At 61.2% G+C, this 15,761-nt stretch carries 12 protein-coding genes and 3 pseudogenes; 4 read left to right on the top strand and 11 right to left on the bottom strand.

What is annotated here, in order from left to right; translation table 11 throughout:
• Positions 1–239: 239 nt before the first annotated feature.
• From JCM21793_RS23660 to JCM21793_RS02255, 3 genes are all read right to left on the bottom strand, one after another.
• Positions 240–1,427 carry an MFS transporter gene (locus JCM21793_RS23660; protein ID WP_244439627.1) on the bottom strand — a complete coding sequence of 396 codons (1,188 nt, stop codon included), beginning with the start codon at positions 1,425–1,427 and terminating at the stop codon, positions 240–242.
• A gap of 3 nt (positions 1,428–1,430) precedes the next feature.
• Entirely contained in the window at positions 1,431–3,476 is a 2,046-nt protein-coding gene (locus tag JCM21793_RS02250) for a TonB-dependent siderophore receptor (RefSeq protein ID WP_244439628.1), read from the bottom strand.
• A 362-nt stretch (positions 3,477–3,838) separates the two neighbouring features.
• On the bottom strand, positions 3,839–4,270 hold the full coding sequence (locus tag JCM21793_RS02255) for a Fur family transcriptional regulator (protein WP_007010719.1): 432 nt from the start codon (positions 4,268–4,270) through the stop codon (positions 3,839–3,841).
• A gap of 194 nt (positions 4,271–4,464) precedes the next feature.
• Here JCM21793_RS02255 and JCM21793_RS02260 point away from each other — a divergent pair, with 194 nt between their 5' ends.
• From JCM21793_RS02260 to JCM21793_RS02275, 4 genes are read left to right on the top strand one after another with little or no spacing between them, the layout of a single operon-like run.
• A complete protein-coding gene (locus JCM21793_RS02260; RefSeq protein WP_036539374.1) occupies positions 4,465–5,358 on the top strand; it encodes a metal ABC transporter substrate-binding protein in 894 nt (297 codons plus the stop codon).
• Positions 5,355–6,260, top strand: a complete 906-nt coding sequence (locus JCM21793_RS02265; protein WP_007010717.1) for a manganese/iron ABC transporter ATP-binding protein — start codon at positions 5,355–5,357, stop codon at positions 6,258–6,260. The genes JCM21793_RS02260 and JCM21793_RS02265 overlap by 4 nt, the downstream gene beginning before the upstream one ends.
• Positions 6,257–7,132, top strand: a complete 876-nt coding sequence (locus tag JCM21793_RS02270; RefSeq protein ID WP_007010716.1) for a metal ABC transporter permease — start codon at positions 6,257–6,259, stop codon at positions 7,130–7,132. Before JCM21793_RS02265 ends, JCM21793_RS02270 begins: the two co-directional genes overlap by 4 nt.
• Entirely contained in the window at positions 7,129–7,995 is an 867-nt protein-coding gene (locus tag JCM21793_RS02275; RefSeq protein ID WP_007010715.1) for a metal ABC transporter permease, read from the top strand. Before JCM21793_RS02270 ends, JCM21793_RS02275 begins: the two co-directional genes overlap by 4 nt.
• A 100-nt stretch (positions 7,996–8,095) precedes the next feature.
• Here the strand turns inward: JCM21793_RS02275 and JCM21793_RS02280 are convergent, their stop codons facing one another.
• From JCM21793_RS02280 to JCM21793_RS02315, 8 genes and pseudogenes are all read right to left on the bottom strand, one after another.
• Positions 8,096–8,503 carry a RidA family protein gene (locus JCM21793_RS02280; RefSeq protein ID WP_007010714.1) on the bottom strand — a complete coding sequence of 136 codons (408 nt, stop codon included), beginning with the start codon at positions 8,501–8,503 and terminating at the stop codon, positions 8,096–8,098.
• 57 nt (positions 8,504–8,560) lie between these two features.
• A pseudogene (locus JCM21793_RS23665) lies at positions 8,561–9,246 on the bottom strand (ABC transporter ATP-binding protein).
• On the bottom strand, positions 9,243–9,992 hold the full coding sequence (locus JCM21793_RS02290; RefSeq protein WP_007010712.1) for an ABC transporter ATP-binding protein: 750 nt from the start codon (positions 9,990–9,992) through the stop codon (positions 9,243–9,245). Before JCM21793_RS02290 ends, JCM21793_RS23665 begins: the two are co-directional and overlap by 4 nt.
• Positions 9,985–10,956, bottom strand: a complete 972-nt coding sequence (locus JCM21793_RS02295) for a branched-chain amino acid ABC transporter permease (protein WP_025029333.1) — start codon at positions 10,954–10,956, stop codon at positions 9,985–9,987. Before JCM21793_RS02295 ends, JCM21793_RS02290 begins: the two co-directional genes overlap by 8 nt.
• Positions 10,957–10,966: 10 nt before the next feature.
• A pseudogene (locus JCM21793_RS23670) lies at positions 10,967–11,886 on the bottom strand (branched-chain amino acid ABC transporter permease).
• A gap of 217 nt (positions 11,887–12,103) precedes the next feature.
• On the bottom strand, positions 12,104–13,240 hold the full coding sequence (locus JCM21793_RS02305) for an ABC transporter substrate-binding protein (protein WP_025029334.1): 1,137 nt from the start codon (positions 13,238–13,240) through the stop codon (positions 12,104–12,106).
• Positions 13,241–13,306: 66 nt separating this feature from the next.
• Positions 13,307–14,139 (bottom strand): annotated as a pseudogene (gene kynA / locus JCM21793_RS23675) (tryptophan 2,3-dioxygenase).
• Between the two features lie 2 nt (positions 14,140–14,141).
• Positions 14,142–15,761 carry an AMP-binding protein gene (locus JCM21793_RS02315; protein WP_025029335.1) on the bottom strand — a complete coding sequence of 540 codons (1,620 nt, stop codon included), beginning with the start codon at positions 15,759–15,761 and terminating at the stop codon, positions 14,142–14,144.

Here is a 15,761-nt window from a genome sequence, read left to right on the forward strand (position 1 = left end):
AGACAGCGGCAATTTTTCGCCGTGGTCCGGCCTAGGCTCGTCCCCCGCCTTTTCCGGACGAAATAGCGGCAGCCTCATCCCCCCTCTCCGGGCTGCCGCGGTGTTTCAAGCATGGCCGCCGTGGTTTCCCCTCCACCACGGCGGCTCTTGATCTGCCGCGAAAACCATCCAAAACAAGGCTCTTCAGGCAGGCTCCTCGGCGCCGGATTCCGTCACTGCTGCGGGCTGCCCGCCCACGATCATGGCCATGGCGGGCACGGCGCAGAGAGCGACAATCGCGGCCATGCCGAAAAACGTGCCATAGCCGAAATGGCTGGAAACGAATCCGGCCACGAGACCGCCAAGCATGCTGATGCCCGCATCCATCGACTGAAACAGCGTGAAATCGATCCCACCCTGCGAACGTCAGACCAGCGCATGAACTGAGCGTAGAGCGCCACGAAGCCAAGGGCCATGATCGCCGATCCACTGGCCACGGCAACGCACGCAAGAAGCCAGTTGGGCAACCCCGGAAAGAAATCATACAGGCTGAAGAAGCCCAATGCGATGGATTGTAGCGCCAGGGCAAGAACCAGCACGGGCCTCGGCCCCAGCCTGCGAACCAGCGCGCCACCCGCCAGGGCGGCGACCAGACCGACCGATAGTCCAGTCAGACCGTTGACGAGGCCTATCGTTTCCAGAGAGAGGCCGGCATCGACGAGTAGAGGGCCGAGCATCATCATGCCGCCCTTCTGGGCCAGCACGTAGACACCGGCTGCCAGCAGGCCCTTGCGGATTTCCGGGCGCCGGAGCGCCGCTTTCAGCGATGGTGTGTGTGGGCGTTCTCGTGCCGGGAACTGCATTCGAAAGAGAAAGGGAGCGCCGAGGGCAACCAGAAAAAGAGCCATCAGCGGGACCGCCTTCATCCAGCCCAGATAGGAGACGAGGACAAGAAACAGCCCGCCGCCGAGGGCTGAACCCAGATAGGCGCCGCCGACCTGTGCAGCGTTGGCCCAGCCATGCTGCGCGCGGGGAAGGGCCTCCACCGCGAACCCGTCCACCGCGATGTCCACCGTGGCAGCGGCGAATGCGACAACGGTGAGCATCGCGATTATGAACGGCACTGAATGCAGACCCACAAGGCCGGCAATGACCAGAGCGAGCACAGAGATCCCGCCCCCGATCATGACCACGATGCCGGAACGATTGCGCCCCTGCGGCGGCAGCCGAAAACGCTCGATGGCGGGTGCCCAGAGAAATTTGAGCGCCCAGGGCAAAGCAATCAGGGACAGGAGACCGAGCATGTCGAGCGGGAGACCTTCCGCACGCATGACTGCCGGAAGTCCGATCCAGGTGATGCCCCCAATCACGCTTTGCGCCACATAAAGGCCTCCGACCGCCATCACGATGGCGATCGGGCCTGTCTTTTTGTCGGTGGTTTCGGCCATAAGCTAGAACCTGTAGCGCAGGCTGCCCGTTATCTGGCGACCTTCGTCCAGATAGCAATTGCCGGCGGTGCAGATCTGCTTGCGTGTGTCAAACAGGTTCTTCGCGTTGACCTGGAGGCTGAGACCGTCCCACTCCGGCTTTGCCGCGCCGAAATCATAAGACAGGGAAGCATCCACCAGCACGCGGGCGTTATTCCTGAAGCTGCTCGCGTCGTCGCCGAAGCTTTCGCCCACATAGCGCAGACCAGCGCCGATACCGAGCCCCGCCATCGGTCCGTCCTGCACATCATAAGTGCCCCAGATGGAGAACATGTGGTTGGGCGTGGAGGAGAGTTCGTTGCCGACGGTGCCGGGCAGGCCGTCTTCGATCTTCATGCGCATATATGTGTATGAGGCGAGCATTCCGAAGCCATTGCCAAGAGACGCATGTGCCTCAAGCTCCACGCCGCGCGCGTTGAGGTCGAGCTGGCGCTGGCGCTGATTGCCCGCCGCATCGAATGTGCCGTCATAGACGACACCGTCTGTCTGATCGATGTTGAAGAATGCCGCGCTGATGACGGCGTTGTGGTCGGGTAGTTCATACTTCACACCTGCCTCGAACTGTCTGCCCTTTGTCGGCCGGGCGACGGAACGTGCATTGGTGGCATAGTCGTAGACAAAACCGAGATTGGGCGAGAAGGAGGTCGAATAATTCACATAGGGGATCAGGCCCCAGGGGGTGCGGTAGGACAGGCCGACCCGACCTGATAACGCCTTGTCGGTCTGTTCCGATCCGACGAGGGCCGCAGAAACGCTGTCCGATTTGACCCAGTCGTGCCGTGCGCTGACAAACAGCGTCCAGTCGTTCCACTCCATCTGATCATGGGCGTAAAGGCCGTATTGGTGCATCTTCTGGCTGCCGGAGAAGGCGTAGGGCACCATATCGAGAGAGGCGCTGCCCGAGAGAGAGCGCGCCGAACGGGCCGTGTAATCGGACCAGGAATAGTCGAGCCCGACAACTGCAGTATGCTCGATCGAGCCAGTGTCGAAGTCGAACTGCGCGATGTTGTCGACGACGAAATTTCTTGTCTCTTCCTGATAGCGCGCCCATATCCGGCTCGGGGGAGCGGGGTAGAAGCCGCTGTATTTCAGATCTGCATCGACAGCCTGGAAACGTAAATTCTGTCTCAGGGTCACAACATCGTTGAGACTGTGCTCGAACTCATATCCGATGCGACCCTGCCGGAGGTCGAAGTCGTTCCAGTCGGGATCGCCGGCATAAAGATCGGACAACACGCCATAGGATGAATTGTGATACCACGCGGTGGCGCCCGTTACGGCCTTTGAATACTCGCCGAGAATGGTGAGTTTTGTGCCAGCGTCGGGCTGCAGGGTTACTGCTGGTGCGATGTAGAACTTGTCGTCTTCGTATCCGGGGATCTCGGTGTCGGAGACGCGCCCGAGACCGGTGAGACGATAGAGGATCGTGCCGCTTTCATTGACCGGGCCGCTGAAATCGAATGCGCCCTGGAAGCGTTGATTGGTCCCGGCAAGGAGTTCGACCTCGCGAAAGGTCTCTTCTTTCGGGCGTTTGGTGACGATGTTGACGATGCCGCCCGGGCCACTCACGCCGTAAAGGGAAGACGCCGGGCCTTTGAGAACCATAAGCCCCTCGATTCCGTAGGGCTCGGTTCGAAACCAGGCCGAGGGGCCATTATACTGTCGCAGACCGTCCCGGAACGTGCCTGTGGAATAGGCCGGGAAGCCACGCAGGGTGAACGCGTCATAGCGATTGTCGAAACCGAAGCCGTTCGGGTTGGCGCTTGCGATATAGCCAAGGCTCTCATTGAGCGTGCGCGGCTTCTGGTCTTCCAGCTGATCCTGCGTGACCACGGAGATGGCCTGCGGGATCTGCACGATGGGAGTGTCGGTCTTTGTTCCGGTCCGGCTTTCCTGAACGATGTAGCCGTCCTGCAGGAGAATGTCGTCGCTCTCCGCTTCCACCGTCAGGCGTTGCAACACGGTTGCTTCCTGCGCCAGCACGGTCTTTGCGGTCACGGGTAAGGTCATTGCCGCCATCAACGCTAAGTGGCTGATGCGGGCTGGGTGAATTGCGGACAACGCACTCTCCATTTTCCGGGAATTTTCAGGCACGGAATGCGCCGGGAGAAACAATAGCCAAGGCTTCTATTTATTATGACTATCGGAGTCAAGTTTATGGATGAGACCGCACAATACAGGGGCCCTGAGCCGAGAGAGCCAACGGGAAACGGTGTTTCGATGTCAGGTGGAGTGTGTTTGGAGCGGTTCACCGTTTCACTGAAACGCTGCTCCGCTCAATCCATCAGTTTTTTCGCTTTGTGCGGACGTCAGGTGATGCCACCTGACTGCAAAATGCTCTAGTCGGAGCGTTGAGCGCGCTCCGAAGGGCCTCAGCTTCTCTTTCGCTTGCGCCCGTAGAGTTCCAGCCGGTGGTGCACGATGTCGTAGCCGAGTGCGCTGGCAATTTCTTCCTGCAACTCTTCGATGCGCTTCGAATGGAATTCGATTACGTCACCCGTGTCGATATCGATCAGGTGGTCGTGATGCTCGCCATCGGCCTGCTCGAAACGGGCGCGCCCGCCTTCAAAGGCATGTCGGTGGATCGCCCCCATCTCTTCCAGAAGCTTCATGGTGCGGTAGACGGTCGATAGTGAGATGCTCGGATCGATGGCCGAAGCACGCTGGAAAATTTCCATGGCGTCCGGATGATCGTCCGTTTCTGTCAGAATTCGCAGAATCACTTTGCGCGGCCGGGTGATGCGAACGCCGGCGCGGCGCAGTTCCTTCTCGTAATCCGGCTTATGGCTGGCATGCTGATTCATGCAGCAACTATGCGCCAGATGACAATCAGTTGCAAAGATTCCATCTGTTCGCACTCAAGTTTCTCCTCAGGAAACCCTGCAGTTTCAGGGTTTCAGCTTTTTATTGCAAACGATTTGCAATTGCATTGACGAGTTGAGAAATACAGCCTAGCTTCAGGCAGTCACAGCAGTTTGATGTGTTTCAGGGGATTTTCATGCGTTTAGCCAAAGGATTGGCCACTTTCATCGTCGCAGCACTCGCCGCGACCTCCGCCTTCGCTCAGGATGAGCGCTTCAAGGCGGTCACGACATTTACCGTTATCGCGGATATGGCACGCAACGTTGCGGGCGAGGCGGCGGTGGTCGAATCGATCACCAAGCCGAATGCGGAAATTCACAATTACCAGCCGACACCGGGCGATATTCTGCGGGCTCAGGATGCCGACCTGATCCTGTGGAACGGGCTCAATCTCGAGCTCTGGTTCGAGCGCTTCTTCCGCAATCTCAAGGATGTTCCGAGCGTGGTGGTTTCGCAGGGCGTGGAGCCGATGAGCATTGGCGAGGGCCCCTATACGGGCAAGCCCAACCCACATGCCTGGATGTCGCCGAGCGATGCGCTGACCTATGTCGACAACATTCGCGACGCGTTTTCGAAGCATGATCCTGAGAATGCCGGGGTGTATGCAAAGAATGCCGAAGCGTACAAGTCGCAGATCAAGGCGGTTGTTGATCCGATCCGCGAAAGGCTTGCTGCCATTCCCGAGGATCAACGGGTTCTCGTCACCAGTGAGGGTGCGTTCAGTTATCTTGCCCGCGACTTCGGACTGAAAGAGCTCTATATCTGGCCGATCAATGCCGACCAGCAGGGTACGCCGCAGCAGGTGCGCCATGTGATCGACCAGATCAGGGAAACCAGGGCGCCGGCCGTCTTCAGCGAAAGCACGGTTTCTCCCGATCCGGCGCAACAGGTGGCGCGTGAAACCGGTGCGAAGTATGGCGGGGTTCTCTACGTGGATTCGCTGAGCGATGCGAGCGGCGAGGTGCCGACCTATCTGGACCTCCTGCGGGTAACGAGCGAAACGATCGCCGAAGGACTGAGCGGGCAATGAACGCACCCGTGATCAACAGGGACAGAAAGCCGGCGGCGAAATCCGCCGGCATTGATGTTCGCGATGTGACGGTTACCTATCGGAACGGTCACACGGCGCTGCGTGACGCCAGTTTTTCAATCCCCACCGGCACAATCACGGCGCTTGTGGGCGTGAATGGCAGTGGCAAGTCCACGCTCTTCAAGGCAATCATGGGCTTCGTGCCGTTGGCCAAGGGAGAGGTATCCATCCTGGACCAGCAGGCAGGGCGGGCCCTGAAGCGCAACGTCGTTGCCTATGTGCCCCAGGCCGAAGAGGTTGATTGGAACTTTCCCGTTCTCGTCGAGGACGTGGTGATGATGGGCCGCTATGGCCACATGAATTTCATGCGTTGGCCGCGCCGGCACGATCATGAGAAGGTCGAGGCGGCGCTGGAGCGCGTGGGCATGGCGGATTTCCGCAAGCGGCAGATCGGTGAACTGTCCGGCGGCCAGAAGAAGCGCGTCTTCCTGGCGCGGGCGCTGGCGCAGGAGGGCCGGGTGATTCTGCTCGACGAGCCGTTCACCGGTGTCGATGTCCGCACGGAAGAATCCATCATCGCGCTTCTGAAGGCGTTACGTGAGGAAGGGCATGTCATGCTGGTCTCGACGCACAATCTGGGCAGTGTGCCGCGCTTCTGCGATCGAACCGTTCTGATCAACCGAACGGTGCTGGCTTCCGGGCTGACACCGGAAGTCTTCACCCGCGCCAATCTGGAAAAGGCGTTTGGTGGTGTCCTGCGCCAGTTCACGCTTGGCGGGGCGGATCTGCATGAAGACGCAGAAGAAGATTCCCGCAAGCTCACCGTTCTGACCGACGATGAGCGCCCCTTCGTCATTTATGGCGATGAGGACGGTGCCTCGGAAGCGGGTGACAGGAAATGAGCGCCTATCTGCTCGAACCTTTCTCCTATGGCTACATGGTCAACGCCATGTGGGTGAGCGCGCTGGTGGGCGGGGTCTGCGCCTTTCTCTCCGCCTATCTGATGCTCAAGGGCTGGTCGCTGATCGGTGATGCGCTTTCGCACTCCATCGTGCCGGGCGTAGCCGGGGCCTATATGCTGGGCCTGCCGTTTTCCATCGGCGCGTTCTTTGCTGGCGGGCTTGCGGCCGGTGCGATGTTCTTTCTCAATCAGCGCACCAAGCTGCGCGAGGATGCGATCATCGGCCTGATCTTCACATCGTTCTTTGGGCTCGGACTGTTTATGGTTTCGCTGTCGCCGGCGGCGGTGAACATCCAGACCATCGTTCTGGGCAATGTGCTGGCGATCACGCCATCGGACACGCTGCAGCTTGTCATCATTTCCGGCGTCACGCTGCTGGTCCTCGCATTCAAGTGGAAAGACCTGATGGTCGCGTTTTTCGACGAGAACCATGCGCGCTCCATCGGCCTCAACCCGGGTTTTCTGCGGCTGATCTTCTTTACGCTTCTGAGTGCCTGCACGGTGGCGGCGATGCAGACGGTGGGGGCCTTTCTTGTGATCGCCATGGTGGTGACGCCGGGGGCGACAGCATACCTTCTGACCGACCGCTTTCCACGGCTCGTTGCCATTGCGGTGGCGATTGGCGCGCTCTCAAGCTTCACCGGGGCCTATGCGAGCTATTTTCTCGATGGGGCGACGGGCGGGATCATCGTCGTGTTGCAGACGCTGGCGTTTCTGACAGCCTTCGTGTTTGCGCCGAAGCACGGGCTTCTGGCGGCACGCCGGCGGGCGCGTGAGGCGCTGGAAGGCGACATGCAGGAGATGAGCGCATGAGTGGCTTTTTCGATACGCTGATGCTGCCCTTCGCGTTTCCGTTCATGCAGCAGGCGTTCATCATCTCGGTGTTGATTGCTGCGCCCATGGCGCTGCTTTCCTGCTTCCTCGTGCTCAAGGGCTGGTCGCTGATGGGCGATGCCGTGAGCCATGCGGTGCTACCGGGTGTGGTGATCGCCTATATTATCGGCATACCCTTTGCCATCGGCGCTTTCGTGGCCGGCATGACCTGCGTTGTGGGCATCGGCTATCTGAAGGAGAACAGCCGTGTGAAGGAAGACACGATTATGGGCGTGGTCTTCTCCGGCATGTTCGGGCTCGGCCTTCTGCTCTACACCAAGATCCAGACCGAGGTGCATCTCGATCACATCCTGTTCGGCGACATGCTGGGCGTGACGTGGGGAGACATCGCGCAGACGGGGATTATCGCGCTTTTCGTCTGCGTGGCGATCGTGCTCTTTCGCCGGGATCTACTTCTGAATGCGTTTGACGGACAGCACGCCAAGGCGATTGGCCTGCCGGTGCGGGTGCTGCATTACGGGCTCTTGTCCATCCTCTCGCTCACCATCGTGGCGGCGTTGACGGCAGTGGGCATCATTCTGGCGATTGCGCTTCTGATCGGGCCGGGAGCGGTGGCGTTTCTGCTGGTCAGGCGGTTCGACAGGATGCTGCTGGTCAGCCTGGCAGTTGCATTGTTCTCGTCGTTCTTCGGCGTTTACCTGAGCTTCTTCCTTGATAGCGCGCCGGCGCCGACGATCGTGCTTCTGATGACCGGCCTGTTCGTGGCGGCGTTCTTCTACACGCTGCGCCGAAATGCGCGCGAGGATGCGGCGCAGCTTGCGGACATCGGGACCGCCGGTTGAATCCAGTGTGAGCCCACTCCCTCTTTGCCGGCTCACACGGAACGCCTCTCCCCCACCTGGTGGTTGTGGGGGAGAGGCGAAAACGGTGTTGGAACATGGGCTAATCCGGCAGGACGGCCGTGGCCTCGATCTCCACCTTCGCTTCATCCTCGATGAGCGCGGTGACCTGAACGACGCTCATGGGCGGGAAGTTGCGGCCCATGACGGAGCGATAGGCTTCGCCCAGCTCGCGCAGGCGGGTGGCGTAGGCTTGCTTGTCGGTGATGAACCAGGTGAGGCGCACCACATGCTCCGGGCCGGCGCCGGCTTCCTTCAGAAGCGTGACGATGTTTTCAAGCGCCTGTCGCACCTGGGCGATGAAATCGTCCGTCTCGAACACCTGATTGCCGTTCCAGCCGATCTGTCCACCAAGGAAGACGGTGCGCCCCCTTGCAACAACACCATTGGAATACCCTCTGGCCGGAACCCAGTCGGCGGGCTGGAGAATCTGGTGAAGCGGGACAGTCATGCTATTTCCTTCGTGCTTGGGAACTAAGGTCAGTCGATCCTGACCGTAAAGGCGTGGTCACACGCCGAGAAAGCGCTCCTGGATCTCGTCCGTGAGTGCTGAGGGTGCACCGGTCCATGCAGTGCGGCCTTTTTCGAGAATGACGCAGCGATCCGCCACGGCAGAAGCTCGCTCAGTGTCTTGTCGACGATCAGGATCGACTGGCCTTCCGCCCGGATGGTGCGGATGGCGCGCCAGATATCCTGCCGGATGACCGGGGCAAGACCCTCGGTCGCCTCGTCGAGAATGAGCAGACGCGGATTGGTGGCCAGCGCCCGCCCGATGGCAAGCATCTGCTGTTCGCCGCCCGAAAGCGTGCTCGCATATTGATCGCGCCGTTCCGCCAGGCGCGGAAACAGCGCGTTCACGCCATCGAGCGTCCACTTGCCCGGACGGGCGGCGGCGAGGATGTTTTCCTCCACCGTCAGATTGGGGAAGCAGCGGCGGCCTTCCGGTACCAGACCCACGCCGAGCCGCGCGATGCGGTGCGGCTTCAGGCGCATGATATTTTTGCCGGCAAAGTTTATGCTGCCTGACTGCGCCGGGGTGAGGTGGCAGATGGAGCGGATCGTCGTGGTCTTGCCCATGCCGTTACGGCCCATCAGCGCCACGGCTTCGCCTTCCTCGACCGAAAGGTCGATGCCGAAAAGCGCCTGCGATTTTCCGTAGAAAGTTTTGAGATCCTGGATGTCGAGCAGCTTCATGCGCCGTCTCCCAGATAGGCTTCGCGCACGGCGGGGTGATTGCGGATCTCATCCACCGAGCCGGTGGCGATGATGCGGCCATAGACAAGAACGGAGATGCGGTCGGCAAGGGCGAAGACGGCGTCCATGTCGTGCTCGATCAGGAGGATCGGTGCTTCGCCGCGCAGACGGTCGAGGAAGCGGGTGAGCGCCTGTGAGCCTTCGGGGCCCATGCCGGCCATGGGCTCATCCAGCAGAAACGCCTTTGCACCGAGCGCCAGGGCGATGGCGATTTCGAGCTGGCGGCGTTCGCCGTGCGAAAGCTCGGCGGCGGGCACGTCGGCACGGTCCGACAGGCCGACACGGGCGAGCGCTTCATGAGCGGGCTCGGTGAGGCCTCGGTCGTGCATGACGGGTTTGAAGAAACGGAAGCTGGAGCCCTGACGCGCCTGCACCGCGAGCATCACATTGCGCAGGGCGGAAAATTCGGGCGCCAACGAGGAAACCTGAAATGTGCGGCCCATGCCGAGCCGCGCGCGGGCGGCCATGTCGAGCGGTTTCACGTCGCGGCCCTCGAAGCGGATTTCACCGCTGTCCGGTTTCAGCGAGCCGGCAATCTGGTGGATGAGGGTCGATTTGCCTGCACCGTTAGGGCCTATCAGGGCGTGGATTTCGCCGGGTCTGAGATCGAGGCTCACGCCATCAGTCGCCTTCAGCGCGCCGAAGCTTTTCTTCAAGTCGCGGATGTCGAGGATCGGTTCAGCCATGCCGCGCCCTCCCGGCCAGAAGGCCCATCACGCCGCCGCGGGCAAACAGCACCACGGCCAGAAGGATGAGGCCGAGGAAAAACTGCCAGTGCTCGGTGATGCCGCCCAGCGCGAACTCGAACAGCACATAGACGATGGCCCCGGCCAGTGGTCCGGCCAGACGTCCGACACCGCCCAGAATGATGAGCACGATCAGTTCACCCGACATATGCCACGAGAACATGGAGGGGCTGACGAAGCGGTTCAGATCGGCAAACAGCGCGCCGGCGAGCGCCGTCATCATGGCGGAGATGACAAAGGCCGTGAGCCGGACCCGGAATGGCGCGATGCCGACGGCGGCAAGGCGCGTCTCGTTTTGCCGCCCGGCCTGAAGTGCCGCGCCAAAGCGGGATGCGCGGATGAGCGCGAAGAGGACGAGGCCGAGCGCCAGAAGGCCGAAGCAGATGAGGAAAAAGCTCATCGGCGCGAGCGTGTTCGCGCCGGGAAAGGCGTTGCGCACATAGATCGAAAGACCGTCCTCACCGCCATAGGCGGGCCAGGAGATGGCGAAATAGTAGATCATCTGCGCGAAGGCGAGGGTGATCATGATGAAATAGACGCCTGAGGTTCTGAGCGAGATCAGGCCGATTAGAACGGCAACGAGCCCGGCGGCGATGGCGCCGGCAATCCAGATGACGATCATCTGGTTGGTGCCGGGAAGGCCGAGGAGCAGCGGTTCGCTGTTGAAGGCGTGGGTGGCCAGAATGCCCGCCGCATAGCCGCCAATGCCGAAGAAGGCGGCATGGCCGAAGGAGACCAGACCGCCGAGGCCGAGCGCGATGTTGAGCCCGGTGGCGGCGAGGCCGAGGATCGCCATGCGGGTCGCAAGCGTGATGTAGAAGGTCTCACCCATCGCCTGCGCGATGAAGGCGGCGGCGAGAAGGCCGGCGACGATGACGATGCTGATGGTTGTTTCGCGTGTCATGCCCGCCCCCTCACGCATTCGCCGCAAACAGGCCCTGTGGCCTGAAAGCGAGGATGAGGGCCATGACGATGTAGATCAGCATGGAGGCAAGTGCCGCGCCCACGGTGGCGGCTTCGGAATTGGACATGAACAGGCCGAAGAGATGCGGCAGCAGGAAACGGCCGAGCGTCTCCGTCAGTCCCACGAGAATGGAGCCGATCAGCGCGCCCTTGATGGAGCCGATGCCGCCAATGACGATGACCACGAAGGCGAGGATCAGCACCGGCTCGCCCATGCCCACCTGCACCGACTGAAGCGCGCCGACCATCGCGCCGGCGAGGCCGGCAAGGGCAGCGCCCAGCGCGAAAACGAGCGTGTAGAGGGTGCCGATGTCGATGCCGAGCGCGCCGATCATTTCACGGTCGGACTCGCCGGCGCGGATGCGCATGCCGAGCCGCGTCTTGCCGATGAGGAGATAAAGCCCCACGGCCACCGCAATGCCCACACCGATCACCGCGAGACGGTATATTGGGTACTGCGCGCCGCCGGCAGATGCACCGCGCCTGACAGAAGCTGCGGAATGTCGAGATAGAGCGGGAAGGAGCCGAACACCCAGCGGGTGCCTTCCGAGAAGATGAGGATCAGCGCAAAGGTGGCGAGCACCTGGTCGAGATGGTCACGTTCATAGAGCCGTCTGATGACGAGGATTTCGACCAGCGCGCCGGCGGCGGCTGCGGCGGCAAGGCTGGCGATGAGGCCGAGCCAGAAGGAGCCGGTGGCGGCAGCCACGGCCGCGCAGGCAAACGCGCCGACCATGAAGAGCGAACCATGCGCAAGGTTGATGAGCCCCATGACGCCGAAGATCAGCGTCAGGCCGGCGGCCATCAGGAACAGCATCACGCCGAACTGCAGGCCGTTCAATATCTGCTCTATGAATAGGGTTAGGGACACGGGTCAGCTGCTGTTTGGGTTGAACTGGAAACGACCGTGGTGCGCTTCACCCCCGCCCTTCGACGGGCTCAGGATGAGGGTGAAACAGACACGTCGGCCAAACACGACAAAAAAAGAGCGCGCGCTTTATAACTGACGCCACCCCAGCCCTCATGGTGAGTCTCTTGAGCTTGCCGAAAGGCGAACCACTAGAGCGGGATGACGATCTGATTTTGCCTTACATCTTGCACTCGGCCGCGTAGGCGTCCTTGTGGTCGGTGAATGCGGTGGCCACGATCTTGTTGGTCAGCGTGTCGCCATCCTTCACCACCTCGCGGACGTAGAAGTCCTGGATCGGGTGGTTGTTGGTGTTGAAGGAGAACTTGCCGCGAACCGAATCGAAGTCCGCTTCCTTCAGGGCAGCGCGGAAGGCTTCCTTGTCCTTCACGCTCGCCTTGCCGGCGGCGGAGAGGATCAGGTTCGCCGTGTCATAGGCCTGAGCGGCATAGACGGAAGGCAGGCGGCCATAGGCTTCCCTGAACCCCTCGACGAAGGCCTTGTTGGCCTCATTGTCGAGGTCATAAGCCCAGGAAGCGGTGTTTTTCACCCCAAGCGCCGCATCGCCAATGGCGGGCAGCACATCCTGGCTGAAGGAGAAAGCAGGTCCCAGCAGCGGCAGGCCGACGCCCGACTGGGCATACTGCTTGGTGAAGGCAATGCCCATGCCGCCCGGCAGGAAGATGAACACCGAATCCGCACCCGAAGCGCGGATCTGGGCGATCTCGGCGGCGTAGTCCGTCTGACCGAGCTTGGTGTAGACCTCACCCGCCAGTTCACCCTTGTAGAAGCGCTTGAAGCCGGTCAGCGAATCTTTGCCGGCCGGATAGTTGGGCGCCATGATGAAGGTCTTTTTGTAGTCCTTGTTGGCGGCCTCGCCCATCGCCTCGTGGAAATTGTCGTTCTGATAGGCGACGTTGAAATAGCTCGGGCTGCATCCGGCACCGGCAAGGGCCGAGGGGCCGGCGTTGACTGACAGATAGATGACGTCCTGCGCGGTCGCCGACGGCACGACCGCCATGGCGAGGTTCGACCAGATGATGCCTGTCATCAGGTCGACCTTGTCGCTCTGGATCATCTTGTCGGCGATCTGGACCGCGAGTTCGGGTTTCTGGGCATCGTCTTCAACAACGACATCGATCTCCTTGTTGCCGGACTGTTCGATCGCCAGCATGAAGCCGTCGCGGGCATCAATGCCAAGGCCTGCGCCGCCGCCCGAAAGCGTCGTGATCATGCCGATCTTGATCGGTTCGGCAAAGGCATTTCCGGCGACGCTTGCCGAAAGGGCAAGCAGGCTTGCTGCAAGTAGCTTTCTCATGCGTAGTCTCCCAATCGTTCCCTTGTCATTGACGCCGCAAGCTGCGGCTTTGTTACCCGTGCCCGGTTACATGTCCGTTCGGACCCGCCAGAGCTCGGGGAATAGTTCCACATCCAGCATCTTGCGCAAGTAGGAAACGCCGGATGTGCGCCGGTGCCTCGTTTCAGCCCGATGATCCGTTCGACGGTGGTCACGTGATTGAAACGCCAGCGACGGAAATAGTCTTCGAAATCAATCAGTTTTTCTGCCAGCTCGTAAAGCGCCCAGTGCTCGTCGGGCCGCGCATAGACCGCCTTCCATGCGGCCTGCACCTGATCGTTGGCCTCGCGCTTTTCGCGCCAGCCTGTGCGTTGTGCGTCCGGGCCGATGTCGAAACCATTGCGCGCCAGAAGTCGCAACGCTTCGTCGTAAAGGCTGGGCTCGGCAAGAATTTCTTCAAGATGCGCTGTAATTTCCGGCAGGTCGGCGTGCGGCTTGAGCATGGCAAGATTTCTATTGCCAGCCAGAAACTCGATGGAGCGGTACTGCCAGGACTGGAATCCGGAGGACTGGCCGAGCGCATCGCGGAAGGTGGAATACTCGCTCGGCGTCATGGTACGCAGCACGTCCCAGGCGCTGTTCAACTGCTCGAAGATGCGTGCCACGCGGGTCAGCATCTTGAAGGCGGGGCGCAGGCGGTCTTCAGCGATGGCAGCGCGAGCGGAGCGGATCTCGGTGATGGCGAGTTTCATCCAGAGCTCGGAGGTCTGGTGCTGGATGATGAAGAGAAGCTCATCACGTGCCGTGGACAGGGGCTCCTGCGCGTCGAGTATTTTCTCCAGATGCAGATAATCGCTGTAGGACATGGGCGGCTTGATGTCCGCTGCCCTTTCGTCGTCGAGCTCCGGCTGGCTTGCCATGGTCAGTTCTTCTCCCGCAGGCGGAAACGCTGGATCTTGCCTGTCTCGGTCTTCGGCAGGGCGTCCAGAAACTTGATGGAACGTGGATATTTGTAGGGTGCTATCGCCGCCTTCACATGGTCCTGAAGGCGTTTCACCGTCAGGTCGTCGCGCGCGACGCCTTCGGCCAGAACCACATGAGCCTCGACAATCTGCCCGCGCTCCTCGCTCGGTGCGCCGATGACGGCGCATTCCATGACGTCGGCATGGGCAAGCAGTGCCGCCTCCACCTCGGGACCGGCAATGTTGTAACCGGCGGAGACGATCATGTCGTCAGAGCGGGCGGCGAAATGGAAGTGGCCGTCCTCATCCTGATAGAAGCTGTCGCCGGTGAGATTCCAGCCGTCACGGACATACTCCTTCTGTCTGTCGTCGGCGAGATAGCGGCAGCCGGTCGGGCCACGCACGGCCAGCCGGCCGGTTTCGCCGCGCGGCAGTTCGTTCATGTCTTCGTCAACGATGCGCGCTTCATAGCCGGTCACCGGGCGGCCCGTGGTGGCGGGATGGCGATCATCGAAGCGGTTGGAGATGAAGATATGCAGCATCTCGGTGGCGCCGATGCCATCGAGGATCGGTTTTCCGGTCTTTTGCGTCCACGCCTCGAACACGGGACCGGGCAGGGTCTCGCCGGCCGAAACGGCAACGCGCAGCGAGGAAAGGTCCGCACCCTCGTCCATCGCCGCCATCATGGCGCGGTAGGCGGTGGGAGCGGTAAAACTCACCGTCGCACGGTATTTTTCGATGATCTCGATCATGTTGGGCGGGGTGGCGCTTTCGAGCAGAGTCGCCGTTGCACCGAAACGCAAGGGGAAGATCGCCAGACCGCCAAGCCCGAAGGTGAAGGCGAGCGGAGGCGAGCCGACGAAAACGTCCTCGGGTGTGACCTGAAGCACTTCCTTCGCATAGGCATCGGCGATGATCAGCAGATCGCGGTGGAAATGCATGGTCGCCTTGGGCGTGCCGGTGGTGCCGGAGGTGAAACCCAGAAGCGCGACATCGTCACGGCCGGTTTTGACGGCATCGAACTGGACCGGCTTGTCGAGGGCGATGCGGTCGAGTTCTGCGTCGAAATTGGCGGTGCCGTCGAAGCCGACCACCTTTTTGAGGAATTTGCTCTCCTTCGCGCAGGCGACGAGCTCGTCCTTGATGCGCGTGTCGCACAGGGCAAGGTCGATTTCCGCCTTGTCGACGATCTTGGCGAGCTCGCCGGCGCGCAGCATCGGCATGGTGTTGACCACCACTGCGCCCGCCTTGGTGGCGGCCAGCCAGCAGGCCACCATGGCCGGGTTGTTGGCCGAGCGGATCAGGATGCGGTTGCCGGGTTTGACGCCGTAATCCTCGACCAGCGCATGGGCGAGGCGGCTCGTCCAGTCTGCCAGCTCCTTGTAGGTGCGGCGGCGGCCATTGCCGATCAGCGCCACATGGTCGCCAAAGCCGCGCTCGACGAGGCGGTCGGTCAGTTCAACGCCGGCATTCAGATACTCGGGGTAGTCAAAGCCATCGAGAAGGAAGGCCGGCCATTGGTCTTCCGGCGGGAGATTGTCCCGCGCAAAGGTGTCGGTATGACCTGTCGGTCCGAGCAT

Origin of the sequence: Nitratireductor aquibiodomus NL21 = JCM 21793 (assembly GCF_000615975.1) — a bacterium.
GTDB classification, from domain to species: Bacteria; Pseudomonadota; Alphaproteobacteria; order Rhizobiales; family Rhizobiaceae; genus Nitratireductor; species Nitratireductor aquibiodomus.